General features: G+C 65.4%; 30 protein-coding genes. 13 read left to right on the top strand and 17 right to left on the bottom strand.

All coding sequences use genetic code 11. The features are described from left to right. Position 1: 1 nt before the first annotated feature. Genes ybeY through WJU27_RS13280 form a run of 4 tightly spaced genes read right to left on the bottom strand, consistent with a single transcriptional unit; the run spans position 2 to position 3136 of the window. On the bottom strand, positions 2 to 475 hold the full coding sequence (ybeY, locus tag WJU27_RS13265) for an rRNA maturation RNase YbeY (RefSeq protein ID WP_341422395.1): 474 nt from the start codon (positions 473 to 475) through the stop codon (positions 2 to 4). Further along, entirely contained in the window at positions 475 to 1458 is a 984-nt protein-coding gene (locus tag WJU27_RS13270) for a PhoH family protein (RefSeq protein WP_296808578.1), read from the bottom strand. The genes ybeY and WJU27_RS13270 overlap by 1 nt, the downstream gene beginning before the upstream one ends. Next, complete coding sequence (miaB, locus tag WJU27_RS13275; protein WP_341422396.1) at positions 1455 to 2804, bottom strand: tRNA (N6-isopentenyl adenosine(37)-C2)-methylthiotransferase MiaB; 1350 nt, start codon at positions 2802 to 2804, stop codon at positions 1455 to 1457. Before miaB ends, WJU27_RS13270 begins: the two co-directional genes overlap by 4 nt. A gap of 17 nt (positions 2805 to 2821) precedes the next feature. Next, a complete protein-coding gene (locus WJU27_RS13280; RefSeq protein WP_020163278.1) occupies positions 2822 to 3136 on the bottom strand; it encodes a hypothetical protein in 315 nt (104 codons plus the stop codon). Between the two features lie 193 nt (positions 3137 to 3329). Between WJU27_RS13280 and rpoH the strand changes: the two genes are divergently transcribed. After that, the gene (gene rpoH / locus WJU27_RS13285; protein ID WP_020163277.1) at positions 3330 to 4217 is read left to right on the top strand and encodes an RNA polymerase sigma factor RpoH; all 888 of its coding nucleotides are present in this window, start codon (positions 3330 to 3332) and stop codon (positions 4215 to 4217) included. A gap of 65 nt (positions 4218 to 4282) precedes the next feature. On the opposite strand, the gene WJU27_RS13290 is transcribed toward rpoH, so the two are convergent. Genes WJU27_RS13290 through WJU27_RS13310 form a run of 5 tightly spaced genes read right to left on the bottom strand, consistent with a single transcriptional unit; the run spans position 4283 to position 8036 of the window. Then, positions 4283 to 4867 carry an SCO family protein gene (locus WJU27_RS13290; protein WP_341422397.1) on the bottom strand — a complete coding sequence of 195 codons (585 nt, stop codon included), beginning with the start codon at positions 4865 to 4867 and terminating at the stop codon, positions 4283 to 4285. Further along, positions 4864 to 5763: a heme o synthase gene (gene cyoE, locus WJU27_RS13295; RefSeq protein ID WP_341422398.1), complete on the bottom strand. Its 900-nt coding sequence runs from the start codon at positions 5761 to 5763 to the stop codon at positions 4864 to 4866. Before cyoE ends, WJU27_RS13290 begins: the two co-directional genes overlap by 4 nt. Then, positions 5744 to 6760 (bottom strand): COX15/CtaA family protein, encoded by a 1017-nt coding sequence (locus WJU27_RS13300; RefSeq protein WP_341422399.1) that lies wholly within the window; start codon positions 6758 to 6760, stop codon positions 5744 to 5746. The genes cyoE and WJU27_RS13300 overlap by 20 nt, the downstream gene beginning before the upstream one ends. After that, a complete protein-coding gene (locus WJU27_RS13305) occupies positions 6760 to 7317 on the bottom strand; it encodes a hypothetical protein (protein WP_304005393.1) in 558 nt (185 codons plus the stop codon). Before WJU27_RS13305 ends, WJU27_RS13300 begins: the two co-directional genes overlap by 1 nt. Continuing rightward, on the bottom strand, positions 7314 to 8036 hold the full coding sequence (locus WJU27_RS13310; RefSeq protein WP_341422400.1) for an SURF1 family protein: 723 nt from the start codon (positions 8034 to 8036) through the stop codon (positions 7314 to 7316). The genes WJU27_RS13305 and WJU27_RS13310 overlap by 4 nt, the downstream gene beginning before the upstream one ends. A gap of 54 nt (positions 8037 to 8090) precedes the next feature. On the opposite strand from WJU27_RS13310, the gene WJU27_RS13315 reads away from it, so the two are divergent. Then, on the top strand, positions 8091 to 8285 hold the full coding sequence (locus tag WJU27_RS13315; RefSeq protein WP_019915456.1) for a twin transmembrane helix small protein: 195 nt from the start codon (positions 8091 to 8093) through the stop codon (positions 8283 to 8285). Positions 8286 to 8439: 154 nt separating this feature from the next. Here WJU27_RS13315 and WJU27_RS13320 read toward each other — a convergent pair whose 3' ends face one another. From WJU27_RS13320 to mpl, 8 genes are all read right to left on the bottom strand, one after another. Continuing rightward, on the bottom strand, positions 8440 to 9306 hold the full coding sequence (locus WJU27_RS13320) for a cytochrome c oxidase subunit 3 (protein WP_019915457.1): 867 nt from the start codon (positions 9304 to 9306) through the stop codon (positions 8440 to 8442). 25 nt (positions 9307 to 9331) lie between these two features. After that, complete coding sequence (locus tag WJU27_RS13325; RefSeq protein WP_019915458.1) at positions 9332 to 9520, bottom strand: DUF2970 domain-containing protein; 189 nt, start codon at positions 9518 to 9520, stop codon at positions 9332 to 9334. Position 9521: 1 nt separating this feature from the next. Continuing rightward, positions 9522 to 10106 carry a cytochrome c oxidase assembly protein gene (locus WJU27_RS13330; RefSeq protein ID WP_341422401.1) on the bottom strand — a complete coding sequence of 195 codons (585 nt, stop codon included), beginning with the start codon at positions 10104 to 10106 and terminating at the stop codon, positions 9522 to 9524. Further along, the gene (locus WJU27_RS13335; protein WP_304005564.1) at positions 10103 to 10213 is read right to left on the bottom strand and encodes a cytochrome oxidase small assembly protein; all 111 of its coding nucleotides are present in this window, start codon (positions 10211 to 10213) and stop codon (positions 10103 to 10105) included. The genes WJU27_RS13330 and WJU27_RS13335 overlap by 4 nt, the downstream gene beginning before the upstream one ends. Before the next feature lie 17 nt (positions 10214 to 10230). Next, complete coding sequence (ctaD, locus tag WJU27_RS13340; RefSeq protein WP_341422402.1) at positions 10231 to 11820, bottom strand: cytochrome c oxidase subunit I; 1590 nt, start codon at positions 11818 to 11820, stop codon at positions 10231 to 10233. Positions 11821 to 11868: 48 nt separating this feature from the next. Next, positions 11869 to 12924: a cytochrome c oxidase subunit II gene (gene coxB, locus WJU27_RS13345; RefSeq protein ID WP_341422404.1), complete on the bottom strand. Its 1056-nt coding sequence runs from the start codon at positions 12922 to 12924 to the stop codon at positions 11869 to 11871. A 136-nt stretch (positions 12925 to 13060) separates the two neighbouring features. Beyond that, positions 13061 to 13531 carry a DUF2244 domain-containing protein gene (locus WJU27_RS13350; RefSeq protein WP_341422405.1) on the bottom strand — a complete coding sequence of 157 codons (471 nt, stop codon included), beginning with the start codon at positions 13529 to 13531 and terminating at the stop codon, positions 13061 to 13063. A 117-nt stretch (positions 13532 to 13648) separates the two neighbouring features. Then, positions 13649 to 14998 carry a UDP-N-acetylmuramate:L-alanyl-gamma-D-glutamyl-meso-diaminopimelate ligase gene (gene mpl / locus WJU27_RS13355; RefSeq protein ID WP_341422406.1) on the bottom strand — a complete coding sequence of 450 codons (1350 nt, stop codon included), beginning with the start codon at positions 14996 to 14998 and terminating at the stop codon, positions 13649 to 13651. A gap of 69 nt (positions 14999 to 15067) precedes the next feature. Between mpl and WJU27_RS13360 the strand changes: the two genes are divergently transcribed. The 11 genes from WJU27_RS13360 to WJU27_RS13410 all read left to right on the top strand — a co-directional run bounded on the left by WJU27_RS13360 (position 15068) and on the right by WJU27_RS13410 (position 24216). Continuing rightward, on the top strand, positions 15068 to 15640 hold the full coding sequence (locus WJU27_RS13360; protein ID WP_020163264.1) for a hypothetical protein: 573 nt from the start codon (positions 15068 to 15070) through the stop codon (positions 15638 to 15640). Further along, positions 15637 to 16173, top strand: a complete 537-nt coding sequence (locus WJU27_RS13365) for a TlpA family protein disulfide reductase (protein ID WP_341422407.1) — start codon at positions 15637 to 15639, stop codon at positions 16171 to 16173. The genes WJU27_RS13360 and WJU27_RS13365 overlap by 4 nt, the downstream gene beginning before the upstream one ends. A 57-nt stretch (positions 16174 to 16230) precedes the next feature. After that, entirely contained in the window at positions 16231 to 16749 is a 519-nt protein-coding gene (aroQ, locus tag WJU27_RS13370; protein WP_020163262.1) for a type II 3-dehydroquinate dehydratase, read from the top strand. Positions 16750 to 16793: 44 nt separating this feature from the next. After that, positions 16794 to 17246, top strand: a complete 453-nt coding sequence (gene accB, locus WJU27_RS13375) for an acetyl-CoA carboxylase biotin carboxyl carrier protein (RefSeq protein WP_020163261.1) — start codon at positions 16794 to 16796, stop codon at positions 17244 to 17246. 11 nt (positions 17247 to 17257) lie between these two features. Beyond that, positions 17258 to 18619: an acetyl-CoA carboxylase biotin carboxylase subunit gene (accC, locus tag WJU27_RS13380; protein ID WP_019915469.1), complete on the top strand. Its 1362-nt coding sequence runs from the start codon at positions 17258 to 17260 to the stop codon at positions 18617 to 18619. Beyond that, positions 18616 to 19548, top strand: coding sequence for a 50S ribosomal protein L11 methyltransferase (gene prmA, locus WJU27_RS13385; RefSeq protein ID WP_341422408.1), 933 nt, complete (start codon positions 18616 to 18618; stop codon positions 19546 to 19548). Before accC ends, prmA begins: the two co-directional genes overlap by 4 nt. Then, on the top strand, positions 19548 to 20759 hold the full coding sequence (locus WJU27_RS13390; protein ID WP_341422410.1) for a DUF3426 domain-containing protein: 1212 nt from the start codon (positions 19548 to 19550) through the stop codon (positions 20757 to 20759). Before prmA ends, WJU27_RS13390 begins: the two co-directional genes overlap by 1 nt. A gap of 47 nt (positions 20760 to 20806) precedes the next feature. Continuing rightward, entirely contained in the window at positions 20807 to 21310 is a 504-nt protein-coding gene (gene tpx / locus WJU27_RS13395; protein WP_341422411.1) for a thiol peroxidase, read from the top strand. Between the two features lie 57 nt (positions 21311 to 21367). Further along, positions 21368 to 21754: a diacylglycerol kinase gene (locus WJU27_RS13400; RefSeq protein WP_020163257.1), complete on the top strand. Its 387-nt coding sequence runs from the start codon at positions 21368 to 21370 to the stop codon at positions 21752 to 21754. 355 nt (positions 21755 to 22109) lie between these two features. Then, positions 22110 to 23645, top strand: coding sequence for a sensor histidine kinase (locus tag WJU27_RS13405; protein WP_341422412.1), 1536 nt, complete (start codon positions 22110 to 22112; stop codon positions 23643 to 23645). Then, on the top strand, positions 23602 to 24216 hold the full coding sequence (locus WJU27_RS13410) for an ANTAR domain-containing response regulator (RefSeq protein ID WP_341422413.1): 615 nt from the start codon (positions 23602 to 23604) through the stop codon (positions 24214 to 24216). Before WJU27_RS13405 ends, WJU27_RS13410 begins: the two co-directional genes overlap by 44 nt. Positions 24217 to 24286: the final 70 nt, after the last annotated feature.

A 24286-nucleotide genomic window follows, 5' to 3' on the forward strand; every position in this document is an offset into this window, starting at 1 on the left:
TTCAAACCTCCGTTGATTGAATCGAGTAGTCGTCCGAGTAGGGATCGGCCACGCCCAGTCCTTGCAGGATGACGCGCTCCTCCGCTTCCATCGCGTCGGCATCGTCGTCCGACGTTTCGTGGTCCCAGCCCTGCAGATGCAGCGTGCCGTGCACGATCAGGTGGGCGGCGTGGTCGGCAAAGGCCTTGCCCTGCTCCCCCGCCTCGCGCGCCAGCACCGGCTGGCACACCACCAGGTCGCCCGCGAGCTGCGTACCCTGTTCGTACGGAAACGACAGCACATTGGTCGCGTAGTCGCGGCCACGGTATTCGAGATTGAGCGCCCGCCCTTCTTCCGCGTCGACAAAGCGGACCGTGATGTCGGCGCGCACGACCACATCCGGGTCAAGCGCAGCGCGCACCCAGCGCTTCACGTCGTCACGCGGCGGGCACGCATCGCGCGCGCACGCATACTGCACCGACAGATTCAGCCGCATCAGCCGCGCGGCCCCTTGCGCATCGCGTCCTCGGCTTCGCGCTGCGCCTCGAAACGTTCGTAGGCCGACACGATGCGCGCCACCAGCGGGTGGCGCACCACGTCTTCGGCGAGGAAGTCGGTCATCGCGATGCCGCGCACGTCGGCAAGTATCTTCCGCGCCTCGGCCAGACCGCTCTTGTGACCGCGCGGCAGATCGACCTGGGTCAGGTCGCCGGTGATGACGGCCTTCGAGCCTATGCCCATGCGGGTCAGGAACATCTTCATCTGTTCCGGCGTCGTGTTCTGCGCCTCGTCGAGGATGATGAAGGCGTTGTTCAGCGTGCGTCCGCGCATGTAGGCGAGCGGCGCGATCTCGATCACCTGCCGCTCGAAGGCGCGGGCGACGCGCTCGAAACCCATCAGGTCGTACAGCGCGTCGTACAGCGGCCGCAGGTAAGGATCGACCTTCTGCGCCAGGTCGCCCGGCAGGAAGCCGAGCCGCTCGCCCGCTTCGACCGCCGGTCGGGTCAGCACGATGCGCGCTACCGTCTCGCGCTCCAGCGCGTCGACGGCGCTGGCCACCGCCAGATAGGTCTTGCCGGTGCCGGCCGGGCCGATGCCGAAGGTGATGTCGTGTTCCTGGATCTGCCGCAGATACTGAGTCTGGCGCGGCGTGCGGCCGTGCAGATTGCTCTTGCGCGTCATCAGCACCGGCGCCGCAGGTTCGGCGGCGATGCGGTTCGACAGCTCGATCAGGCCAAGCTGTATCGCGTCTATGCTCAGGTGCTCTGTAGCCGCTGCATAGAAATGGCGCAGCGCCGCGGCAGCCCGCTGCGACTGGCCCGGCTCTCCGCTGACCCGGAAGCGCTCGCCGCGGCGGGCGATCTCGACGTCGTAAGCCGTTTCGAGCTGGCGCAGGTTTTCGTCGAGTACACCGCACAGGTTGGCGAGCCGCGCGTTGTCGAGCGGCTCCAGCACCAGTTCGAGCGGCCGCGGCTTCAAGCGCTGACCGCCTCGCGGATGACCACTTCGCCGCGCAGGCTGTGCGGCAGCGCGCTGGTGATGCGCACGTCGATGAACTGATTGATCAGCCGCGCCGGGCCGGGGAAATTGACGACGCGGTTGTTGTCGGTGCGTCCGGCCAGCTCGGCGGCGTCCTTGCGCGCGTGGCCTTCGACCAGGATGCGCTGCACGCTGCCGACCATGCTCTGACTGACCGCCTGCGCCTGCTCGTCGATGCGCTTCTGCAGCCGCGCCAGCCGTGCCAGCTTGACGTCCTGCGGCGTGTCGTCGACCAGATCGGCCGCCGGTGTGCCCGGGCGGGCGCTATAGACGAAGCTGAAGCTGCCGTCGAAGCCGACGTCGTCGATCAGCTTCATCGTCTTTTCGAAATCCTCCTCGGTCTCGCCGGGGAAGCCGACGATGAAATCCGAGGTCAGCGACAGGTCGGGCCGCGCCGCGCGCAGCTTGCGCACCACCGCCTTGTACTCGAGCGCGGTGTAGCCGCGCTTCATCGCCGCCAGCACGCGGTCGGAACCCGACTGCACCGGCAGGTGCAGCTGCGACACCAGCTTGGGCAGTTTCGCGTAGGCGTCGAACAGGCGCTGCGTCATTTCGCGCGGGTGTGACGTGGTGTAGCGGATGCGCTCGATGCCCGGCACTTCATGCACGCATTCGAGCAGGAAGGCGAAATCGCCGATGTCGTCGGAGCCGCGGCTGATCGGCGCACGCCAGGCGTTCACGTTCTGGCCGAGCAGCGTCACTTCCTTCACGCCCTGGCCGACCAGCGTGGCGATCTCGGTCAGGATGTCGTCCAGCGGCCGCGAAACTTCCTCGCCGCGCGTGTAGGGCACGACGCAGAAGGTGCAGTACTTGGAGCAGCCTTCCATGATGGACACGAACGCAGTCGCGCCCTCGACCCGGGCCGGTGGCATGTGGTCGAACTTCTCGATCTCCGGGAAGCTGATGTCGACCTGCGGCCGGCCGCTGGCGCGGCGCCTCGAAATGAGGTCGGGCAGGCGGTGCAACGTCTGCGGGCCGAACACCAGATCGACGTAGGGCGCGCGCTCGACAATGGCCGCGCCTTCCTGGCTGGCGACGCAACCGCCGACGCCGATGATCAGGTTGGGGTTGTCGCGCTTCAGGTGCTTCACCCGGCCGAGGTCATGGAACACCTTCTCCTGCGCCTTCTCGCGCACCGAGCAGGTGTTGAACAGGATCACGTCGGCGTCTTCCGGGCGGTCGGTCTTTTCCAGACCTTCGGCGTCGCCGAGCACGTCGGCCATCTTGTCCGAGTCGTACTCGTTCATCTGGCAGCCGAAGGTCTTGATGTAAATCTTGCGGGTCATCGAAGGGGACGGGGAAATTACTGTTTGGGTGCCGGCAGGTCGATCTCTTCGGGCGACAACACCCAGACGCGATACAAATCGCCGTTGTTGTCCAGCTTGTAACGGACCACCTGCTCGCTGCCTATCATCACCGGCAGCAGGATGCGGTTGTCGGTCGAACGGATCTGGGCGCCGGGCGCCAGCCTGAAGGTGTACTTGCCGACTTCGACCATGCCATCGACCGGCGGCTTCATCTTCGCCTTGATCGCATCCGGCGGGATCGCGCGCAGCTGCGCCGCAGCGAGCAGCGGCAGGCAGAGCAGGACGGCACACAGGGCGGAGGGCAGGCGCATCGGAGCCGGGGCGAGGAAACGGTCGGGAATTCACGGATTGTAGCGTGCGCTCCCGGCGAACCCAAACCAGCGCGAACGCAGTGCGGGAGAGGCGCTCCGCTCGGCTTACATGTTGCAACGCAATGAACGGTCGCAGTTGTTAGCACTCAAACGCAGGGAGTGCTAATCTTGCTTCCCAAGGGAGGAATGAATCATGACCCATGCTCTGATGGTTCCGAATCTGTCGATGCCCGGTGCGCTGGGCAATATCGACAGCTATATCCAGGCCGCCAACCGCGTGCCCCTGCTCAGCGAAGAGCAGGAACAGTCACTTGCCCGCCGTTTCCGCGACGACGAAGACCTCGAAGCCGCCCGCGCGCTGGTCATGTCGCACCTGCGTCTGGTGGTGGCGATCGCCCGCGGCTATCTCGGCTACGGCCTGCCGCACGCCGATCTGATCCAGGAAGGCAATATCGGCCTGATGAAGGCAGTGAAGCGCTTCGACCCGGACCGTGGCGTGCGTCTGGTGTCCTTCGCCATCCACTGGATCAAGGCGGAAATCCACGAATACATCCTGCGCAACTGGCGTCTGGTCAAGGTCGCCACGACCAAGGCGCAGCGCAAGCTCTTCTTCAACCTGCGCAGCCTCAAGAGCAGCAGCAACACGCTGAACCCTGCCGAAGTGCGGGAGGTGGCGAAGACGCTGGGCGTGAAGCCGGAAGAGGTGGTCGAGATGGAAACCCGTCTGACAGGGCAGGACGTCGCGCTCGAAGGCAGCAGCGAGGACGACGATCGCGACAGCGCCCGTCTGGCGCCCATCCACTGGCTGGCCGACTCTGCCGCCGAGCCGCTGGAAGTGCTGGAGGCGGCGCAGAACGTGCGCCTGCAGGAAGATGGCCTGCACTCGGCACTGGCCTCGCTCGACGACCGCAGCCGCACCATCGTGCAGCGCCGCTGGCTGGCGCAGGACGGCGAAGCCGCCACCCTGCATGAACTGGCGGCCGAGTACGGCGTGTCGGCCGAGCGCATCCGCCAGATCGAAGCCAAGGCGATGCAGAAGATGAAGGCGTCGATGCAGAAGATGCTGGGCATGGCCGCCTGACCGTCGTTTGTCCCAACAAAAAAGCGACCCGCGGGTCGCTTTTTTGTTGGCCTCAGCAACTGAGATCAACCCTGGGCCAGCAGCGCCTTCAGGTCGTCGGCGATCTTCTGCGGCGTTTCGCCGTGACGGATGAACAGTCGCAGACGCCCTTGAGTGTCATGCACATAGGTGCCCGCCGAGTGATCCAGCGTATAGCTGTCCGGCGTGCTGCCCGGCACCTTCTGGTAGAAGATCTTGTATTCCTTCGCGACCGCAGCGGTGGCCGCCGTGTCGCCGCGCAGGCCGACGAAGGACGCATCGAACTTCGGTACGTAGGCGGCCAGCAGTTCGGTCGAATCGCGCTCCGGGTCCAGCGTGACGAACAGCACCTGCACCCTGGCGGCGTCCGGCCCGAGCAGCGCCAGTGCCTGCTTCATCGTCGCCAGACTGGTCGGGCAGACGTCCGGACAGTGCGTGAAGCCGAAGAACAGCGTGACCGCCTTGCCCTTGTAGTCGGCCAGCGTGCGTGCAGCACCGGTGTGGTCGGTCAGCGCAAAGCCCTTGCCATAGTCGGCGCCGGTGATATCCACGCTGTGGAAGGTCGGCCCGGACGGCGCACAGCCCACCAGCCCTGCCGACAGCAGAGCGGCGAGGAAAAGACGGCGCTTCATAGCGGAATGTAGTGGTCGATCAGCAGGGCCGCGAACAGCAGCGACAGGTGCCACAGCGAGAAACGGAAAGTCTTCTTCGCCAGTTCGTCCGAGTAATTGCGCATCAGGCGCCAGGCGTAGACGATGAACATGCCGGACAACACCACCGCAGACACGAGGTAGATCCAGCCGCTCATGCGCGAGGCGAACGGCAGCATGGTCACCGCGAACAGGATGAGGGTGTACAGGAACACCTGCAGCCGCGTGTATTCGGCACCGTGCGTCACCGGCAACATCGGCAGACCCGCCTTGGCGTACTCCTGCGTGCGGTACAGCGCCAGCGCCCAGAAATGCGGCGGCGTCCAGGCGAAGATGATCAGGAACAGCAGCAGTGCGTCGGCCGACACCTCGCCGGTCACCGCGGCCCAGCCAAGCACCGGCGGCATCGCACCGGAGGCGCCGCCGATCACGATGTTCTGCGGCGTGGCCGGCTTCAGGAACACCGTGTAGATGATGGCGTAACCAATGAAGGTGCCCAGCGTCAGCCACATGGTGAGCGGATTCACCCAGTGGTACAGCATGGACAGTCCGGCGCCGCCGACCACGCCAGAGAATGCCAGCGTTTCCAGCGAATTCACCTCGCCACGCGGCAGCGGGCGGGCGCGGGTACGCGCCATCACGGCATCGATCTTCTGCTCGACCAGGCAGTTCACCGCAGCGGCTGCACCGGCGACCAGGGCGATACCGACGGTCGCCGCCGCAACGATGCCGAAATCCGGCAGACCGACCGGCACCGCCAGGAACATGCCGATGACCGCACAGAACACGATCAGCGACACGACGCGCGGCTTGGTCAGCTGCAGGTAATTCGCGAGCCTCAGCGAGAAGGGCTGGATATCAAGCCGCAGGGCTTTCATTTAGGACTCCGGAAACGCGTTGCTGCGCCGTGGCGCGGACGCGGTAGTTTATCAGCACCATGAGGATCACCAATGCTGCAGCGCCACCGTTGTGCGCAGCGGCCAGCGGCAGCGGCAGGCTGAACCACACGTTGGCGAGGCCGAGCATGATCTGCAGCGCGAGCACACCCAGCAGCGCCGTGCCGAGCGGACGGTGACCGGCAGCGCGCAGCGCGAAGCCCAGCGCACCGATCACCAGTGCGGCAACGATGGCACCGACGCGATGCATCCAGTGAATGGCGGTCAGCGCATCCATCGTCAGCGTTTCGCCGTCGGCGCTCTGCCCCAGCTCGCGCACGATGTGGAAACCGTTGCGGATATCCATCTGGGGCACCCACTCGCCGTGGCAGGTCGGCAGGTCGGTACAGGCGAGCGCCGCGTAATTGGTGCTGACCCAGCCGCCCAGCGATATCTGCATCGCCAGCACGACAAAGGCAACGACCGCCAGCGCGCGCGTCGCCGGCGACACGGTCGGTACCGCCGGCCCACGCGTGCGGGCGTACAGCCATACCAGCAGGGTGAGCACGGTCAGCCCGCCGATCAGGTGACCGGTCACGATGGCCGGCTTGAGCAGCATGGTCACCGTCCACTTGCCGAACATCGCCTGCAGAAACAGCACGCCGACCAGCACCGTTGCCAGCACCGGCGAGGCGCCGGCTTCACGCCGATGACGCCAGGCAAGTGCAGCGATCGCCAGAATAAACAGACCGACGATGCCCGCAAAGTAGCGGTGAATCATCTCCTTCCACGCCTTGGCGAAGGTGACCGGACCTTCAGGGTTCGCTTCCTGCGCCGCAGTGATGTGCTCGGACGCATGAATCACCGTGACGTGGCCGTAACAGCCCGGCCAGTCCGGACAGCCGAGGCCGGCGTCGGACAGTCGTACGTAGGCGCCGAGGACGATCAGCGCGAAAGTCATTGCAATCGTTGCAAGCAACAGCGTGCGGTAGGTTTTCATCAGCCCAGCCTCGAGTACTTCATCAAACGTTGGAAATCCTTGATCATCTTCTTCGGATCGGGGTCATCCGGGTAACGCATCATCACCTGTCCCAACGGGTCGACCAGATGAATGGCGCGCGGATGCGTCGCATCGCCGGCAAACGCGCCCAACGTCGCACTGCCGGCCGCCTTGACCACGTGCATGCCTTCGATCGCGGTCAGCAGTTCCGCCTTGGGCTGCGTACCGTCGGTCACCAGCCAGACGCGCTCGATGCGTTCCTGGTGCTCGCCCTGCGCCTTGCGCACCTGGCGGATGTAATAGAGCAGCTCCTCGCACTTCGCATCGCAGGCGCCGCCGTCGGCCAGCACCAGGGTCCAGCGCCCCTTGATGGACGCAAAGTCGAAAGGTTTGCCATCGACCGTGGTCAGCGCCTCGGCCGGCAGCGCCCGCGGCGACAGCAACTGACCGTAGTTCACCGTGCTGTCGGGGCGCCACAGGAAATACATCGCGTAGGACGCGAGCAGCGGCAACACGCATATCGCCGCGAGCACGATCAGGACCTTCTTGCCTTTCAAGACTTCTCTCCCTCTTTCTGCATGGCTGCATAGAGCCCGAATACCAGCGTGACCAGCGCAAACGCGTACCACTGCGCGGCGTACATCCAGTGCTTCTCGACGCCGAACTCCGGCTTCACGTCGTCGCGCCTCAGACCGTCCGCGGCGTCGCCGGTCTGCACGAGAATGAAGGGCGCGAGCTGCAGACCGGTCGTCTTTGCCACGCGGCCGACCGTGACGTTCTGCCAGACGGCGCCCTGCACCGAATCGCCCGACAGCTCGACGAAACGCGGCTGCGCACGCGTGACGACACCCTCGATGGTTTGCAGCCCGGTCGGCGATGAAACCGGCGGCAACACGTCTCGACGCCCGCCGTGCCGGACCCAGCCGCGCGCAACTAGCACACAGCGCTGCGCGGTCTGACACAGCGGCATGTGCACCAGGAAGCCGGCCTGTCCGTCGCGGACCTGATTGTCAGCGTAGATCAGCACTTCGCTGCGCCAGCGACCGGATACGCTCGCGCGCGCGAACTCGGGCGGCGCCTCGTCACCCCACTGATCCAGGTCCAGCGCCGGCTGCCGCTGCTGCGTCGCGTAAGCGTCTGCCAGCGACTGCTTGTAATGCGCGCGGGCGGTCTGCCAGCGCGCCGCTGACAGCGTGACGCCGATCACCAGCAGACAGGCCAGCGCAGGCCACAGACGGATGCGAAAACGACGGCGGGCGAAATGGAACTGGAACATTGCTGTCGGACGCCCGGCAGGTACACTGACCACCCGGACTAAGGATTCTTCCTGATGCGTTATCTCGTGATATTCATGCTGCTGACCGTGATTGCCAGCCTCGGTTCAGCGCTGTTCTTCCTGTTTCGCGACAGCGGCAACTCGAGCCGCATGCTGCGCTCGCTGGCCATCCGCGTCGGCCTGTCGATGGCGCTGTTCATCTTCCTGATGCTCGGCTACCGCTTCGGATTCATCACCGGCAAGCTCTGACCATCGGCGGCACCCCGCCGCCGAGAAACCCCTACCTCAACGCTCCCTACCCACGAAAAAAAGCGCCGCACGATGTGCGGCGCCGAGCGTTTATTTTATAAGGGCTCTTTTTGCTTACCGGCCCACTCTCCTCCTCGCAGATCCCGTCTTTACATCAAATCCAGTACACGACGACGAACAGCAGCAGCCAGACGACGTCGACAAAATGCCAGTACCACGCGACCGCTTCGAAGCCGAAGTGGTTTTCCGGGCTGAAATGCCCAGCGAAGACGCGGCACAGTATCACGATAAGCATCGTTGCACCAACCGTCACGTGGAAGCCGTGGAAGCCGGTCAGCATGTAGAACACGGAACCGAACACGCCGGTGGTCATCTTGACGTTCAGGTCCGAGTAGGCGTGCATGTATTCGTAGGCTTGGAAGCCGAGGAACACGACGCCGAGCGCGATGGTCAGGAACAGACCCAGCTTCAGCTGGCCGCGGTTGTTGTGCAGCAGGCCATGGTGCGCCCAGGTCAGCGTGACGCCGGAGGTCAGCAGCAGCAGCGTGTTGATCGCCGGGATGCCCCAGGCGCCCATCGGCGTGAACGGACCGCCGTCATAGCCCGGACCCGCGTTCGGCCACATGGCTGTCGCTTCCGGCCACAGCAGCGCCTGATGTTCGAGGCTGGCCAGATCGGGCACGGCGAGCACGCGAGCGTAGAACAGTGCGCCGAAGAAGGCGGCGAAGAACATCACTTCAGAGAAGATGAACCAGCCCATCGCCCAGCGGAAGGAAACCCCCACGCGCTTGCTGTACAGACCGCCTTCGGATTCGTGCGCAACTTTGCCGAACCAGGAATACATCATGTAGAACAGGACCAGCACACCCGCACCCAGCACGAAGCCGCCGCCGGTGATCTTGTTCATCGTCAGCACCGAACCCAGTGCAAACAGGAACAGCGCGATCGAACCCGTGATCGGGTAGGTCGATGGCGCAGGTACGTAGTAGTAGGGGGCCTGTTGTGGCGTATGCGAGCTCATTTATGTTTTTCCTTCCCGGTTTCTCTCAAGCGATGCTTATCAGAATTCTTACACCCAAGATCACTGCAATCACGAACAGCGCTGCAGCCACAACGCCCGTGATGATAACTTGCAACGGCGTCAGCGATGACACCGCTGCGTCGTGATCGCCCTTGCGGCGTATGCCGACGAAGGCCGAAAGCACTGTCACCACACCCTTCACGAACCCGGCCATTTCAGCCTCCCGTGCGACCGTCCTGCGTCGTCGCTGCAGTCGCCCCCGGCACCTCGAAGAAGGTGTAGGAGAGCGTGATCGTGTTGATGTCCTTCGGCAGATCCGGCGACACGAGGAAGGCGATCGGCATGCGTCGCGTTTCTCCGGCTGCCAGTGTCTGCTGCTTGAAACAGAAACAGTCGAGCTTCTGGAAGTACTGCATTGCCGCCGACGGCGTGTAACTGGGAATCGCCTGTCCCGTCACGGCGTTCCCGCGCGTGTTCGAAACTTCGTACTCCACCGTCACCACCTCACCCGGATGAACCACGAGTGAGCCGGTCACCGGTTTGAAATTCCACGGCAGCTTGTGCAGGTTCGCATCGAACTCGACCGTCACGTTACGCGAACGATCGACCTGGGTATTCAGCGGCAGCGTGTTGTCCTGCTTGTTCAGGTTGTTGACGTCGAGCACCTGGCACAGCTTTTCGTAGAACGGCACCAGCGCGTAGCCGAAGCCGAACATCAGGAAAGCCGACACCACCAGGCGCATCAGCGTCGAACGGTTGCGGCGCTCTGAACCGGCCGCAACCCGGGTTTGCTCGGTCATTGACCCGACATCCCGTAACGCACGACAAACAGCACGAACACCGCCACCGCGGTGGCCGCCAGCCACAACGCCGTGCGGACGTTGCGGCGGCGGAGTGCCTCATCCATCTCGGTCACGCCAATACTCACTTGAAGACCGGCGGGGTTTCGAAGGTGTGGTGCGGCGCCGGCGACGGCACCGTCCATTCGAGGCCTTCAGCACCGTCCCAGGGCTTGGCCGAAGCCTTCTCGCCACCCTTCATGCACTTCAGCACGACAACCAGGAACACCAGCTGCGACAGGCCGAAACCGAAGGCACCGATCGACGAAATCATGTTGAACTCGGCGAACTGCAGCGAGTAGTCCGGAATACGGCGCGGCATGCCGGCCAGACCCAGGAAGTGCTGCACGAAGAAGGTCATGTTGAAGAAGATCAGCGACAGCCAGAAGTGCAGCTTGCCGAGCTTTTCGTCGTACATGTGACCGGTCCACTTCGGCAGCCAGTAGTAGGCGCCGGCGTAGGCCGAGAACAGCGCACCCGCCACCATCACGTAGTGGAAGTGGGCGACGACGTAGTAGCTGTCGTGCAGTTGCACGTCCACCGCGGTCATCGACAGCACCAGGCCGGAGAAACCGCCCAGCGTGAAGAGGAAGAGGAAGCCGATCGAGAACAGCATCGGGGTTTCGAAGCTCAGCGAGCCGCGCCACATCGTGGCCACCCAGTTGAACACCTTCACGCCGGTCGGGATGGCGATCAGCATGGTGGCGAACATGAAGTAGAGCTGACCGGCCACCGGCATGCCCACCGTATACATGTGGTGCGCCCACACGATGAAGGACAGGATGGCGATCGACGAGGTCGCGTACACCATCGACGCGTAGCCGAACAGCGGCTTGCGCGAGAAGGCCGGAATCACCTGCGACACGACGCCGAAGGCCGGGATCGCGATGATGTACACCTCGGGGTGACCGAAGAACCAGAAGATGTGCTGGTACAGCACCGGGTCACCACCACCGGCAGCGTTGAAGAAGCTGGTGCCGAAGTGACGGTCGGTCAGGATCATGGTGACCGCACCGGCCAGAACCGGCATCACGGCGATGACCAGATAGGCGGTGATCAGCCAGGTCCAGCAGAACAGCGGCATCTTCATCAGCGTCATGCCCGGCGCGCGCATGTTCAGGATCGTGGTGACGATGTTGATCGAACCCATGATCGACGAAATGCCGAGGATGTGGACCGCGAAGATCGCCATGTCCATGCCGATGCCCATCTGGATGGTCAGCGGCGGATACAGCGTCCAGCCCGATGCGGCGGCACCGCCCGGAACCAGCAGCGAGGTCGTCAGCAGGATGGCGGCCGGCGGCAGCAGCCAGAACGACCAGTTGTTCATGCGCGCGAACGCCATGTCGGATGCGCCGATCATCAGCGGGATCATCCAGTTCGCGAAGCCGACGAAGGCCGGCATGATGGCGCCGAACACCATGATGAGACCGTGCAGCGTCGTCATCTGGTTGAAGCGGTCGGGATCGACCACCTGCAGGCCCGGCTGGAACAGCTCGGCGCGGATCACCAGCGCCATGATGCCGCCGACGATGAACATTGCGAACGAGAACCACAGGTACATCGAGCCGATGTCCTTGTGATTGGTGGTGGTCACCCAGCGCATCAGTCCGCTGGGGTGGTGATCATGCGAATGATCGTGCGAGTGGTCGGCACCGCCCGGAATCGCAGCCATGTGTATCTCCTGGAAATCTAGAAAGTGACTGAACGTTCAGAGAGCCGCTTACTCTTCGCGGGCCATCTTGATGTCCGACGGTTGGATGACCTCGCCCGTCGCATTGCTCCAGCTGTTGCGCGTGTAGGTCAGCACGGCAGCCAGATCGGTGTCGCTCAGGTGCTTGAACGCGGCCATCGCAGTACCCGACTTGCCGTTCATCACCAGATTGATCTGCGCGTCCTGCGCGCCAAGCACGACCTTCGAGCCGTCGAGCGCGGGGAAGGCCGGCGGCAGGCCCTGGCCATTGGCCTGATGACAGGCGGCGCAGTTGGCGGCAAACACCTTGGCACCACGCGGGCTCAGTTCCTCGACGGTGTACATCTTGTTCGGGTCGTCAGCCGCAGCGGCGAGCTCGGCCTTCTTCTTGTCGACCCACGCCGCGTATTCGTCCTCGGTCACCACCTTGACGACGATGGGCATGTAGCCGTGATCCTTGCCGCACAGTTCGGCGCACTGACCGCGGAACGTACCGGTCTTCTCGGCACGGAACCAGGTATCGCGGATGAAGCCGGGAATCGCGTCCTGCTTGACTGCCAGCGCCGGCACCCACCATGCGTGGATGACGTCGTTCGCCGTCGTCAGGATGCGCACCTTCTTGCCGACCGGCACGACCAGCTCGTTGTCGACTTCGAGCAGGTAATCGGTGCCCTTGGCCGCCTCGTTGCGGATCTGCGGCTGCGGCGTCGACAGGTTGCTGGTGAAGCTGATGCCTTCACCGTCGCCCTTCAGGTAATCGTAGCCCCACTTCCACTGATAGCCGGTGGCCTTGATCGTGATGTCGGGGTTGCTGGTGTCACGCATCGCGAGGATGGTCTTCGTGGCAGGCCAGGCCATGCCAAGCAGGATGAAGACCGGAACGATGGTCCACAGGATTTCAACGGTGGTGCTTTCATGGAAGGTCGCCGCCTTGTGGCCGGCCGACTTGCGGTGCACGAACACCGACCAGAACATCACGCCGAAAACGGCCACGAAAATGACGCCACAGACAATGGTCATCAGCAGGTGGAGGTCATACACCTTCTGACCCAGTTCGGTGATCGGCTCCTGCAGATTGAGCTTCATTTCCGCCTGGGCGAGCCCAGCAAGCAGAAACAACCCCATCCCGGCCCACGCCCTGCGGGCGATGGACGAGCCACCTCTTGTTAGCGCCATATTGCAACCCCAGATATATGTTGTGATTGATTCTGAAACCGCGGTCTTAAAACCGTCTTTCCCGCAATCTAGCCGACAGCTCCCGCACCAGCAACTCGCGGCCGCCCTCGTCCAGATACCGCCCCACCACGACCTGCTGGTCGCGGCACCGCACGACTACCTCGGAACCCAGGCCGACCCTGCGCGTTTCGACCTTTGCCCATGCGGGCACAAACTCATGTCTGCAGACACGATCCCGTTCGCAGACCTCCACGACCAACCGGCTGTCGTCGAGATGGATGCGTTCGAAATCACCTACACGCCTGCCGAAAGCGATGAAGGCAGTGCCCAGCGCCCCGATTTCGACGCCCGCGAACGGGAGTACCCACCAGACACCAGCCATGGCCCACGCCATCGCGATCAGTAGAGACAACACAGCCGTGACCAGGAAGAAGGCCAGAAGTGCGCGCGGCGACATCGAACAGTTGCGGCGCGCAACGATGCTGAACTCGTTGGATTGGCTGAGCACTGCGGACACTGAACTGCCCCGGAAGTGTTATCTCCCCCTGACACGGCTTCTGCAGGCCGCTTAACAGGCATAAGCTAGCACGGGTATTGATCCTTATCAATATTGCCCCGCACCAAGCGGGTGCCTTCAGACCCTGCCGGCAAGGCGATCAAGCAGGCGACGATGCACGCCGCCAAAGCCGCCGTTGCTCATCACCAGCACGTGGTCGCCAGCTTTCACGCCGCCGGCGAGCGCATCGAGCAGCTCCTCCACCGACGACGCGACATTGACCCGTTCACCCAGCGGTGCCAGCGCCTCGGCCGCATCCCAGCCCAGGGCGGGGCCGCCGAGGCAGTAGCACACGTCGGCCTCTGCGAGCGCATCGGGCAGGCGTGCCTTCATGACGCCGAGCTTCATCGTGTTGGAGCGCGGTTCGATCACCGCAACGATGCGCGCCCCACCCACCACCGAACGCAGCGCGCGTATCGTTTCGTCGATGGCCGTCGGATGATGGGCGAAGTCGTCGTAGACGGTGACGCCACCGGCCTCGCCGACGCGTTCGAGCCGGCGCCGGATGCCGACGAATTCACCGAGCGAGGCCAGCGCCTGCTCCGGCCGCACACCGGCGTGCCGCGCTGCCAGCATGGCGGCCAGTGCGTTGTTCGCGTTGTGCATGCCGGGCATCGCAAGACGCCCGGTCGCGCGCTCGCCCGCCGGCCCGACCACCGCCAGCGCCTCGCCGGTCGACTCGACGCGCCAGCCGGCTGCGTCGTTGAACCACTCGACCTCGCTCCATGCGCCGCGCGCCAGCACGCGTTTCAGCGATGCCTCGCCGCCGTTGGCCACGATGCGGCCAAGACGCGGCATGGTGCGCACAAGATGATGGAACTGCGTCTCGATCGCCGCCAGATCCGGGAAGATGTCGGCGTGATCGAACTCAAGGTTGTTCAGGATCGCGGTCCGCGGGCGGTAGTGCACGAACTTCGAGCGCTTGTCGCAGAAGGCGGTGTCGTACTCATCGGCCTCGATGACGAAGAACGGCGCATCACCCAGACGCGCCGAAACACCGAAGTTCTGCGGCACGCCGCCGATCAGGAAGCCGGGTTTCAGGCCGGCCGCTTCCAGCATCCAGGCCAGCATCGAAGTGGTCGTCGTCTTGCCGTGCGTACCGGCCACCGCCAGCACCCAGCGGCCGGCCAGCACGTTCTCCGCCAGCCACTGCGGTCCTGATACGTATGGCAGGCCGCGGTCGAGGATTTCCTCGAGCAGTGGATTACCGCGCGACACCGCGTTGCCCACCACGAACACATCGGGCGCCAGCGCTGTCTGAGCAGGATCGTAGCCCTCGATCAACTCGATGCCGAGCTGTTCGAGCTGCGTGCTCATCGGCGGATAGACGTTCGCGTCGCAGCCGGTGACACGGTGACCCGCTTCGCGCGCCAGCGCGGCGATGCCGCCCATGAAGGTGCCGCAGATGCCGAGGATGTGAATGTGCATGGTGGGTCGATGTGACAGAATGGTCGCGGATTCTATCAACCCGCCCCTCCTTTCCCTGCAGCACCCGACATGCGCCCCAGCAACATCAGACGCCAGATCGCCAGTGCCGCGGCGCGACTGATCGCGGAAGAAGGCATCCGCGACTACGGCCTGGCCAAACGCAAGGCCGCCCGCCAGCTCGGCGTCGGTCCGAACGAGGAATTGCCCACCAATGCCGAGATCGAGGAGGCGGTGCGCGACTACCAGGCCATCTACTTCGCCGACGAGCAGCCCGAACAGCTGCGCACGCTGCGTAACGCCACGCTGGAGCTGATGGTCGAACTGGACCGCTTCAAGCCGTACGCGACCGGCGGCGTGGTCGACGGCACGGCCGGGCGCTTCACCGCGATCGAGCTGCAGGTGTTCGCCGACAGTGCCAAGGAAGTCGAGCTCTTCCTGCTCAACAACGGCGTCGATTTCGACTCGCGCGACCCACGCCGCCCGGACCGCAACAGCCCGGAAACCACGCTGCTGTTCGACTGGGACGACCTGCCGGTTGAACTCGCGGTCTATCCGGCCGGTCTGGAACGCTCTCGCGGACGCGAACGCCTGCGCGCCGAATCGCTGCGCGCATTGCTGGACAAGGAAGAGGAAACGGAATGAATGCTTGGATGCGCCGCGGCCTGATCGCCGCGGTGGTCGCCACGGCCGGCGTAGCCGGGGTGTGGTTCGGCCAGAGCCGGCAACCGCAGCTGACCGAAACCGCGATGACCGATGCGGCGCGCCTCGAAGCGCTCAATCTGGCCGACGCGAACGGGCAGCCGATGCCTTTCTCCGCCTGGCGTGGAAAACTGCAGGTGGTGAATTTCTGGGCCACCTGGTGCCCGCCCTGCCGCGAAGAGATGCCGGCCTTTTCCCGCCTGGCCGAGAAGTACCGTGATCGCGGCGTGCATTTTGTCGGCATCAGCATCGATAACGCCGACAACGTGCGCCGTTACCTGCAGGAAGAGAACATCGCCTATCCGTTGCTGATCGGCGGCTCGGACGCCATCCAGCTGTCGGCCGATCTCGGCAATGCGGCGCAGGCCATGCCCTTTACCGTCATCTTCTCGCCAGACGGAAAGATCGTCGAACGCAAGCTGGGCACCTACAAGGAAGAGGAGCTGGAGGCCATCCTGCTTGCCCGCTTGCGCTGAGCGCCCGAACCCGGCGCGGCTGGACAATCTGACGCGAATTCCGGCAAACTTGCCGCCATGCAGCCAACAACGCGCCGCAAGGCGACCAAACCTGCCACGCAGCCGGCGGCGCAGGATGCGACCCCCAACACCCGTCGCATCCTCGTGCTGCACGGGCCCAATCTGAATCTTCTGGGCACGCGGGAACCCGAAATCTACGGTCACCTGACGCTCGCCGACATCGACGCGAAGCTGAAGGTGAATGCGCTTGCTGCCGGCGTATCGCTCGAATGTTTCCAGAGCAATCACGAAGGCGATCTGGTCGGCCGCATCCAGGCTGCCCGGAGCGAGAGCGTCGATTTCATCCTGATCAACCCGGCCGCCTACACGCACACCAGTGTGGCCATACGTGACGCGCTGGCTGCGGTCGCCATTCCGTTCGTCGAGGTGCACCTGTCCAACGTGCATGCACGCGAAGCATTCCGGCATCACTCCTATCTGTCGGATATCGCGGTTGGCGTAGTGTGCGGTCTGGGCGCCTACGGTTACGAAGCCGCGCTCGAATTCGCGCTGCGGCGGCTCGACACCAGAAAATAAACACTCGCCGGCACAACGAAGGCCGGCTTACGCGGGGATACACCATGGATTTGCGCAAACTCAAGAAGCTGATCGACCTCGTCCAGGAATCGGGCATTTCCGAGCTGGAAGTGACCGAGGGCGAGGAAAAGGTGCGGATCGCCAAGCATCTGCCGGCGCCGGCCGCCCAGGCCACCTACGTTGCGGCGCCCGCGCCGGTCGCCGCAGCACCCGCTCCGGCCGCCGCCGCGCCTGCCGCACCGGCCGAAGCTGCGCTGCCGGAAGGCCATGTCGTGAAGTCGCCGATGGTCGGCAGCTTCTACCGATCGTCGTCGCCAGGCGGCAAGGCCTTCGTCGATGTCGGCCAGTCGGTGGCGATCGGTGAAACGCTGTGCATCATCGAGGCGATGAAGCTGATGAACGAAATCGAGTCCGACGCCGCCGGTGTCGTGAAGGCCATCCTGGTCGAGAACGGCCAGCCGGTCGAATACGGCCAGCCGCTGTTCATCATCGGCTGAGCGACCACCCCATGTTCGGAAAAATTCTGATCGCGAACCGTGGCGAGATTGCGCTGCGCATCCTGCGCGCCTGCCGCGAGCTGGGCATCCGCACCGTGGCGGTGCACTCCGAAGCCGACACCGAGGCGAAGTACGTCAGACTGGCCGACGAGTCGGTCTGTATCGGCCCGGCGCCGTCCGGCCAGTCCTACCTGAATATCCCCGCCATCATTTCGGCCGCCGAAGTGACCGATGCCGAAGCCATCCACCCCGGTTACGGCTTCCTGTCCGAGAACGCGGATTTCGCCGAACGCGTCGAGCGCAGCGGCTTCGTGTTCATCGGTCCGCGCCCGGAAACCATCACGCTGATGGGTGACAAGGTGTCGGCCAAGGACGCGATGAAGGCGGCCGGCGTACCCTGCGTACCCGGCTCCGAAGGCGCGCTCGGCGACGACCCGAAGGAAATCGTCCGCATCGCGCGTGGCATAGGCTACCCGGTCATCATCAAGGCGGCCGGCGGCGGCGGCGGACGCGGCATGCGTACCGTGCACACCGAGGCAGCGCTGATCAACGCGGTGCAGATGACCCGTGCAGAAGCCGGTGCGGCGTTCAACAACCCCGCCGTGTACATGGAGAAGTTCCTCGAGAACCCGCGCCATATCGAAATCCAGGTGCTGGCCGACGCACACGGCAACGCCGTCTATCTGGGCGAGCGCGACTGCTCCATGCAGCGCCGCCACCAGAAGATCATCGAGGAAGCACCGGCACCGGGTGTTCCGGCACGGCTGATCGCCCGCGTCGGCGAGCGCTGTGCCGAGGCCTGCCGCCGCATCAACTACCGCGGCGCCGGCACCTTCGAGTTCCTGTACGAGAACGGCGAGTTCTATTTCATCGAAATGAACACCCGCATCCAGGTCGAGCACCCGGTGACCGAACTGATCACCGGCATCGACCTGGTGCAGGAGCAGATCCGCGTCGCCGCCGGCGAAAAACTGCGCTTCAAGCAGCGCGACATCAAGCTGACCGGCCACGCGCTGGAATGCCGCATCAACGCCGAAGACCCGTACAAGTTCACGCCCAGCCCGGGCAAGATCACCGGCTATCACCCGCCGGGTGGCCCCGGCGTGCGCGTCGATTCGCACGTGTATCAGGGCTACACCGTGCCGCCGCACTACGACTCGATGATAGGCAAGGTGATCACCTACGGTGACACGCGCGACCAGGCGATCCGCCGCATGCGCATCGCGCTGTCGGAAATGATCGTCAGCGGCATCAAGACCAATATCCCGCTGCACCAGGAACTGATGCACGACACCCGCTTCATGGACGGCGGCACCAGCATCCACTACCTCGAGCAGAAGCTCGCAGCGCAGGAAGCGGCCAAGGTCAAATGAGCGAATCGCGCGAACAGCCGGGCGAGCAGCAGGCGGGCGGCTGGATCACCGTCACGCTGCTGGCCGACTCGGCCAACGCCGAGGCACTGTCGGACGCGCTGCTCGAAGCGGGCGCATTGTCGGTCGACATCGAGGACGCCGACGCCGGCACGCCGGACGAGAAGCCGCAGTTCGGCGAACCCGGCATGCCGGTCGCCGTCGAGCTGTGGCCGCATTCGCGCATCCACGCGCTGTTCGACCGCGACGCCGACTACGCGACCGCGATGGCGGAAGCGGCCGAACAGGCCGGCCTGACAGCGCCGCCCCCTTACACGACCTCGCGGCTGGACGAGCAGAACTGGGTGCGCATCACGCAGGCCCAGTTCGAGCCCATCCCGGTATCGAAGCGTCTGTGGATCGTGCCGTCCTGGCATGACCAGCCCGATCCTGCGGCGATCAACATCACGCTCGACCCGGGCATGGCCTTCGGCACCGGCTCGCACCCGACCACCCGGCTCTGCCTCGAATGGCTGGATTCAGTCATCCGCGGCGGCGAAACGGTGATCGACTACGGCTGCGGCTCCGGCATCCTCGCGCTCGCCGCCGCCAAGCTCGGTGCCGCGCGCGTGACCGGCACCGACATCGACCCGCACGCGATGGACGCCGCCCGCTACAACGCCGAGCGCAACGGTGCCACGCTGGAACTGCTGCATTCGCGCGAAAACATCGACCACACGGCCGACGTCGTGGTGGCCAACATCCTGGCCAACCCGCTCACCGTGCTGGCGCCGCTGCTGTGCGGTCTCACGCGCAGCGGTGGTCGCATCGCGCTGTCCGGCATCCTCGCCGCGCAGACCGACATGGTGCGCGCCGCCTACCGCCCGGCCTTCGAACTGGAGGTTGCCGGCGAGCGGGAAGGCTGGGTGCTGATGACCGGGACGCGCGTCTGATGCTGTCCCGCTGCCCGGCCTGCGCCACCGTCTTCCGCGTCGACACGGTGCAGCTCCGGGCACGCGAAGGCCGCGTGCGCTGCGGCCGCTGCCACACGGTGTTCGACGCTGTCGACGCAATGGTGGACGTGCCGCTCCCGAAAAGCGGTGACACGCCGGCACCCGCCGCCGCAGACCTCGCACCGCCGCCCGCCGCCACCGACATCGAGAACGCAGCGCCGGTCGCGGACGAACCCGAACACAGCCATGCCACGCTGACCTTCGCTGCAGAACCGGACATCGAACTGCTGGCGGACGACCCGGCCGCCGTCACCACCGAACGGCTGGACCTCGACGTCGGCAGCGCCGACGCGCCGCCCTCGCCGCAGCCCGGCGACAGCATGGAAGCGCTGGTCGAACGCACCACCGACTACTGGCAGACGCGCGCCGACGACACGGCGCCGGCAGAAGCCGCCGAGGCCGCCGCCGAAAACGAAGCCCCCGTCGACGACCATCCCGGCGTGACCGCTGCAGGCGAGGCGGCGCCCGAGCCCGATCCGGACGTCACGCAGCCGCTGGACATCGTCGAACTCGAAGCCGCGCCGGCACCCGACGACGACATCGTCGCCGCGCCCGCGACGTCCGCGCGCGATCCCCTGCTCGACCCGCCGCCGGCGCTCGAACCGGTGCGCGACCCGGCGGTACAGCGCATCCGCCGCGAACTGTATGGCGAAGACCAGACGCCTCGCCGCGGCGCGCTGAAGACGACGCTGTGGAGCGCAGGCATCCTGCTGCTCTTGCTGCTGGCCGCCGCCCAGCTTGCCTATCTGTTCCGCACCGAACTGCTGATCGCCCAACCGGCGCTCAAGCCGCTGTTCGAGCAGGCCTGCGCCCGCCTCGGCTGCACGCTGCCAGCGCCGCGTCGCGCCGACCTGATCAGCATCGAATCATCGGAACTGAATCCGGACACCGAACGCGCACCGCTGCTGCGCCTGAATGCGCTGCTGCGCAACGGCGCCACGCACGCGCAGGACTGGCCGCACCTCGAACTGAGTCTGACCGACACCAGCGACCGGCCCATCGTGCGCCGCGTGCTCGCGCCTGCCGACTACCTGCCGGCCGACCGCCAGGGCAGCGAATTCGCAGCCGCATCGGAACAGGCGGTCAGCGTGCTGGTCGACCCGACCGACACCAACGCCGGCGGCTACCGCCTCTACGTCTTCTATCCCTGATCAACCGATCGGGCCCCTCGCAGCGCCACGCACAAGGAGGAATACCCATGACCCAGACCGTCACGCTCGCCGGCAACCCCATCCACCTCGCCGGTCACTTCCCGGCCAAGGGCACCAAGGCGCCCGCCTTCACGCTGGTCGGCACCGACCTGGCCGACGTGTCGCTGGCCAGCCTCGCCGGCAAGCGCAAGGTGCTCAACATCGTGCCCAGCCTGGACACCCCGGTGTGCCAAACCTCGACCCGCAAGTTCAACGAACAGGCCGGCAACATCGCCAACACCGTCGTGCTGGTCATTTCCGCCGACCTGCCCTTCGCGATGAAGCGCTTCTGCGAAACGGAAGGCCTGCAGAACGTGCAATCGCTGTCGACGCTGCGCGGCCGCGAGTTCATGGCCAATTACGGCGTCGAGATCATTGACGGCCCGCTGGCCGGCCTGACCGCGCGCGCCGTGCTGGTGCTCGACGCCGACGACACCGTGCTGCACGCCGAACTGGTGCCGGAGATCAAGCAGGAACCCGACTACGCCGCCGCACTGGCCGCGCTGAAGTAAGTACCTCCGCAGGGCGCCGGTCGGCGCCCTGCAACATTCCCGCACTACGCTGAGCCGATGCAAGAAAGTCCGTTCAAGGGCAAGACCGGCCTGCGCCGCCTGCTCAATGCCACCCGCTACTCGGCCGAAGGTCTGGGTGCTGCCTTCCGTCACGAAGACGCCTTCCGCCAGGAGGTGATCGCCGCCGTGCTGCTGCTGCCGCTCGCGCTGTGGCTCGGCAACAGCGGCGTCGAACGCGCGCTGATGGTGTTCTCGGTGCTGCTGGTGCTGATCGTCGAACTGCTCAATTCCGCGGTCGAAGCCACCGTCGACCGCATTTCGCTGGAGAACCACGCTCTGGCCAAGCGCGCCAAGGACATCGGCTCGGCCGCCGTCATGGTTTCTCTGCTCAACCTGCTCCTGGTGTGGGCGCTGGTGCTGAGCGCCCGATTCTGGAGCGGCTGACCCGGCGTTGCTCCGGCATTTCGCGCGGGGCAACCCCGGCCGCCGCCACGCTGTTTTCCGCCCCCTCTGGGCATGCACACCGCCTTTGGCGCCGACGCGTGATCGCCTCCCTTCGCGGTCGCAGCCCTCGCCAGCAGGCGCGCTTATCGTTTTCCCGTCCGCTCCGGAACCCGATCGTTACAAATGGCCGCAGCAAAGCATTTCGTGGCCCGAATCCGCCGCCGTGCTTGCGCTAAACTTGAATTGAGAACAGCCACGCATCTGGTGGCAACGGATTTGCGTACGCCCAGCGCCCGGCCCCAGCGCGAAGCTTTCGAGTACGGCAACACAGGCGCAGCCAGGGGGGCGCACCACGATGGTTCGCGAATTTGCATTCCCAGCAGCACCCGCACCGGGCCTTCCGGGCGGCGAGGTCGCGGGCACGCGACCGGGGAAGAGTGAGCGCGACGCTGATGCCATAGGCATCCCCGCCTCCCCGGATCTGTTCGAGGGCATCGCCGACGCGCTGCTACTGATGACGCCGCGCGGCATGATCATGCACATGAACGGCGCGGCGAGCGAACTGCTGGGCTACCGCCCCGCCGAAGTCGCCGGCAAGCATGTATCCATGCTCTACCCGCCGTCCGAGGAGATGCGCGTACAGGCCTGTTTCGACGAACTGGCGATCAAGCGCAGCACGCGTTACCTCGATGGCGTGGCGCTCACCCGTGACGGTGAAACGGTCGCGGTCGAAGTCGTCGGCTCGCGCATCGAGTTCGCCGGCGGGCCCGCGGTCATCGCGGTCGTGCGCGACATCCGCGAACGCAAGCAGGCCGAGGCCGCACTGCGTGCAGCGCAGGAGCGCTTCTATCTGCTGGCCGAACACATCCGCGAAATCTTCTGGGTCAGCGATCCGCACACGCGTGCGCTGTACTACGCCAGCCCGGCCTTTTCGGACATCAGCGCACTGCCGAACGGCGAGCACCCGGGCGATCTGAACGGCTGGGCACAAGCGGTGGCACCACCCGACCGATCGCGTTTCGAAGCCTTTCTCGCCGCTCAGGCGCAGGGCGAGGTAGCGCAAGTCGAGGTGCGCGTCGCCGACCGCAACGGCGGCCTGCGCTGGCTGCACTGCCGCGCCTTTCCGTGGCAGGCGCAGGACGGCCATGCACGCGTGGCCGGTGTCGCCGAGGACATCACGGCGCGCAAGGAAGCCGAGGCTCACCGGCTGGCGCAGGCCGAGCGGCAGCGCGAAACGCTGGTGCGTGAGGCGCACCACCGCATCAAGAACAGCCTGCAGGGCGTGGTCGGACTGCTGCGTCGCTGCGCCGGACAACACCCGGCGCTCGCCCATGCGCTGACCGGCGCCATCAGCCAGGTTCGATCGATCGCCGTCATCCACGAGCTGCAGGGCAGTCAGGCCGGCGCCCCGGTCCAGCTCGGCGAATTCCTGCGCATGATTGCCGGCAGCATCGAAGGCCTGTTCGACGCCCGGGTGAAGCTCGACGTGCGCGACCTCAGCGCCTTCGAACTGCGTCTGGCCGACAGCGAAGCGGTGCCGCTGGCCATCGTGCTCAACGAACTGCTGATGAATGCGGTCAAGCACCGGCAGGTCGACCGCGACGCCGGCGTGGACGTCGAACTGTCCACGGACGACGACGGCGCACTCATCGTCATCGGCAACGGTGGCGAGCTGCCGCCCGGCTTCGATTTCGCCGCACGCCGCGGCCTCGGCCAGGGCCTCGAACTGCTGGCCGCACTGCTGCCGACCGAGCACGCCACACTGGATTTTCGCCAGCAGCCGGGACGCGTATTGACGCGCCTCGCGCTGCGGCCACCCATCATTACGTTTGACGAGACCCGCGACCATGCACACATACGACGACACCAGCCCGCAACTGCTGCTGGTTGAGGACGACCGGCTGAACGCAGCCACGCTGGGCGACGGGCTGCGCGCTCACGGCTACGGCGTCCATGTCGCGCGCTCGGCCGAAGAGGCGCTGGCGCTGCTCGGGACGACGCGCATCGATCTGGTCATCCTCGACGAGAAGCTGCCGGGCATGACCGGGCTCGAGTTCGCGGCGGTGCTGCGCGAGCACCACAGCCTGCCGCTGATCTTCCTGACCGCCTTTGGCGACCCGGGTCGGGTGCGCAGCGCCATCGAGCGCGGTGCGCTGGCCTATCTGGTCAAGCCGCTCGACGTCGAACAGCTGCTGCCCACGCTGCGCACCGCACTGGCGCGCTCGGAAGAGCTGCGCCAGCTGCGCAGTACCGGCCAGCACCTGCAGCGCGCCCTCGACGAGCGGCGCGAGATCAGCATCGCCGTCGGCATCCTGATGGAGCGTCTGCGGATAGACCGCCAGCCGGCCTTCGAAATGTTGCGCAAGACAGCACGCGCGCAGCGCCGACGCATCGAGGACGTCGCCAAGGACATGATGCAGCCGCTTGCAGGCGGTACGCCGCGAGCCGGCGCCGGTCAGTAGCCCTCGGTCTCCCGGGAGAGGATCGTGACGACAGGCCTCAAGCAGCCCTGTGCGCGAACCGTAAGCAGCA

The organism is Methyloversatilis sp. NSM2, from assembly GCF_038066675.1.
Lineage (GTDB): Bacteria > Pseudomonadota > Gammaproteobacteria > Burkholderiales > Rhodocyclaceae > Methyloversatilis > Methyloversatilis discipulorum_A.

Coding starts and splice junctions, on each gene's coding strand:
- ybeY (WP_341422395.1), bottom strand. CDS start 475: ATGCGGCTGAATCTGTCGGTGCAGTATGCGTGCGCGCGCGATGCGTGC.
- miaB (WP_341422396.1), bottom strand. CDS start 2,804: ATGACCCGCAAGATTTACATCAAGACCTTCGGCTGCCAGATGAACGAG.
- WJU27_RS13280 (WP_020163278.1), bottom strand. CDS start 3,136: ATGCGCCTGCCCTCCGCCCTGTGTGCCGTCCTGCTCTGCCTGCCGCTG.
- rpoH (WP_020163277.1), top strand. CDS start 3,330: ATGACCCATGCTCTGATGGTTCCGAATCTGTCGATGCCCGGTGCGCTG.
- WJU27_RS13290 (WP_341422397.1), bottom strand. CDS start 4,867: ATGAAGCGCCGTCTTTTCCTCGCCGCTCTGCTGTCGGCAGGGCTGGTG.
- cyoE (WP_341422398.1), bottom strand. CDS start 5,763: ATGAAAGCCCTGCGGCTTGATATCCAGCCCTTCTCGCTGAGGCTCGCG.
- WJU27_RS13300 (WP_341422399.1), bottom strand. CDS start 6,760: ATGAAAACCTACCGCACGCTGTTGCTTGCAACGATTGCAATGACTTTC.
- WJU27_RS13310 (WP_341422400.1), bottom strand. CDS start 8,036: ATGTTCCAGTTCCATTTCGCCCGCCGTCGTTTTCGCATCCGTCTGTGG.
- WJU27_RS13315 (WP_019915456.1), top strand. CDS start 8,091: ATGCGTTATCTCGTGATATTCATGCTGCTGACCGTGATTGCCAGCCTC.
- WJU27_RS13320 (WP_019915457.1), bottom strand. CDS start 9,306: ATGAGCTCGCATACGCCACAACAGGCCCCCTACTACTACGTACCTGCG.
- WJU27_RS13325 (WP_019915458.1), bottom strand. CDS start 9,520: ATGGCCGGGTTCGTGAAGGGTGTGGTGACAGTGCTTTCGGCCTTCGTC.
- WJU27_RS13330 (WP_341422401.1), bottom strand. CDS start 10,106: ATGACCGAGCAAACCCGGGTTGCGGCCGGTTCAGAGCGCCGCAACCGT.
- WJU27_RS13335 (WP_304005564.1), bottom strand. CDS start 10,213: ATGGATGAGGCACTCCGCCGCCGCAACGTCCGCACGGCGTTGTGGCTG.
- ctaD (WP_341422402.1), bottom strand. CDS start 11,820: ATGGCTGCGATTCCGGGCGGTGCCGACCACTCGCACGATCATTCGCAT.
- coxB (WP_341422404.1), bottom strand. CDS start 12,924: ATGAAGCTCAATCTGCAGGAGCCGATCACCGAACTGGGTCAGAAGGTG.
- mpl (WP_341422406.1), bottom strand. CDS start 14,998: ATGCACATTCACATCCTCGGCATCTGCGGCACCTTCATGGGCGGCATC.
- WJU27_RS13360 (WP_020163264.1), top strand. CDS start 15,068: ATGCGCCCCAGCAACATCAGACGCCAGATCGCCAGTGCCGCGGCGCGA.
- WJU27_RS13365 (WP_341422407.1), top strand. CDS start 15,637: ATGAATGCTTGGATGCGCCGCGGCCTGATCGCCGCGGTGGTCGCCACG.
- aroQ (WP_020163262.1), top strand. CDS start 16,231: ATGCAGCCAACAACGCGCCGCAAGGCGACCAAACCTGCCACGCAGCCG.
- accB (WP_020163261.1), top strand. CDS start 16,794: ATGGATTTGCGCAAACTCAAGAAGCTGATCGACCTCGTCCAGGAATCG.
- accC (WP_019915469.1), top strand. CDS start 17,258: ATGTTCGGAAAAATTCTGATCGCGAACCGTGGCGAGATTGCGCTGCGC.
- prmA (WP_341422408.1), top strand. CDS start 18,616: ATGAGCGAATCGCGCGAACAGCCGGGCGAGCAGCAGGCGGGCGGCTGG.
- WJU27_RS13390 (WP_341422410.1), top strand. CDS start 19,548: ATGCTGTCCCGCTGCCCGGCCTGCGCCACCGTCTTCCGCGTCGACACG.
- tpx (WP_341422411.1), top strand. CDS start 20,807: ATGACCCAGACCGTCACGCTCGCCGGCAACCCCATCCACCTCGCCGGT.
- WJU27_RS13400 (WP_020163257.1), top strand. CDS start 21,368: ATGCAAGAAAGTCCGTTCAAGGGCAAGACCGGCCTGCGCCGCCTGCTC.
- WJU27_RS13405 (WP_341422412.1), top strand. CDS start 22,110: ATGGTTCGCGAATTTGCATTCCCAGCAGCACCCGCACCGGGCCTTCCG.
- WJU27_RS13410 (WP_341422413.1), top strand. CDS start 23,602: ATGCACACATACGACGACACCAGCCCGCAACTGCTGCTGGTTGAGGAC.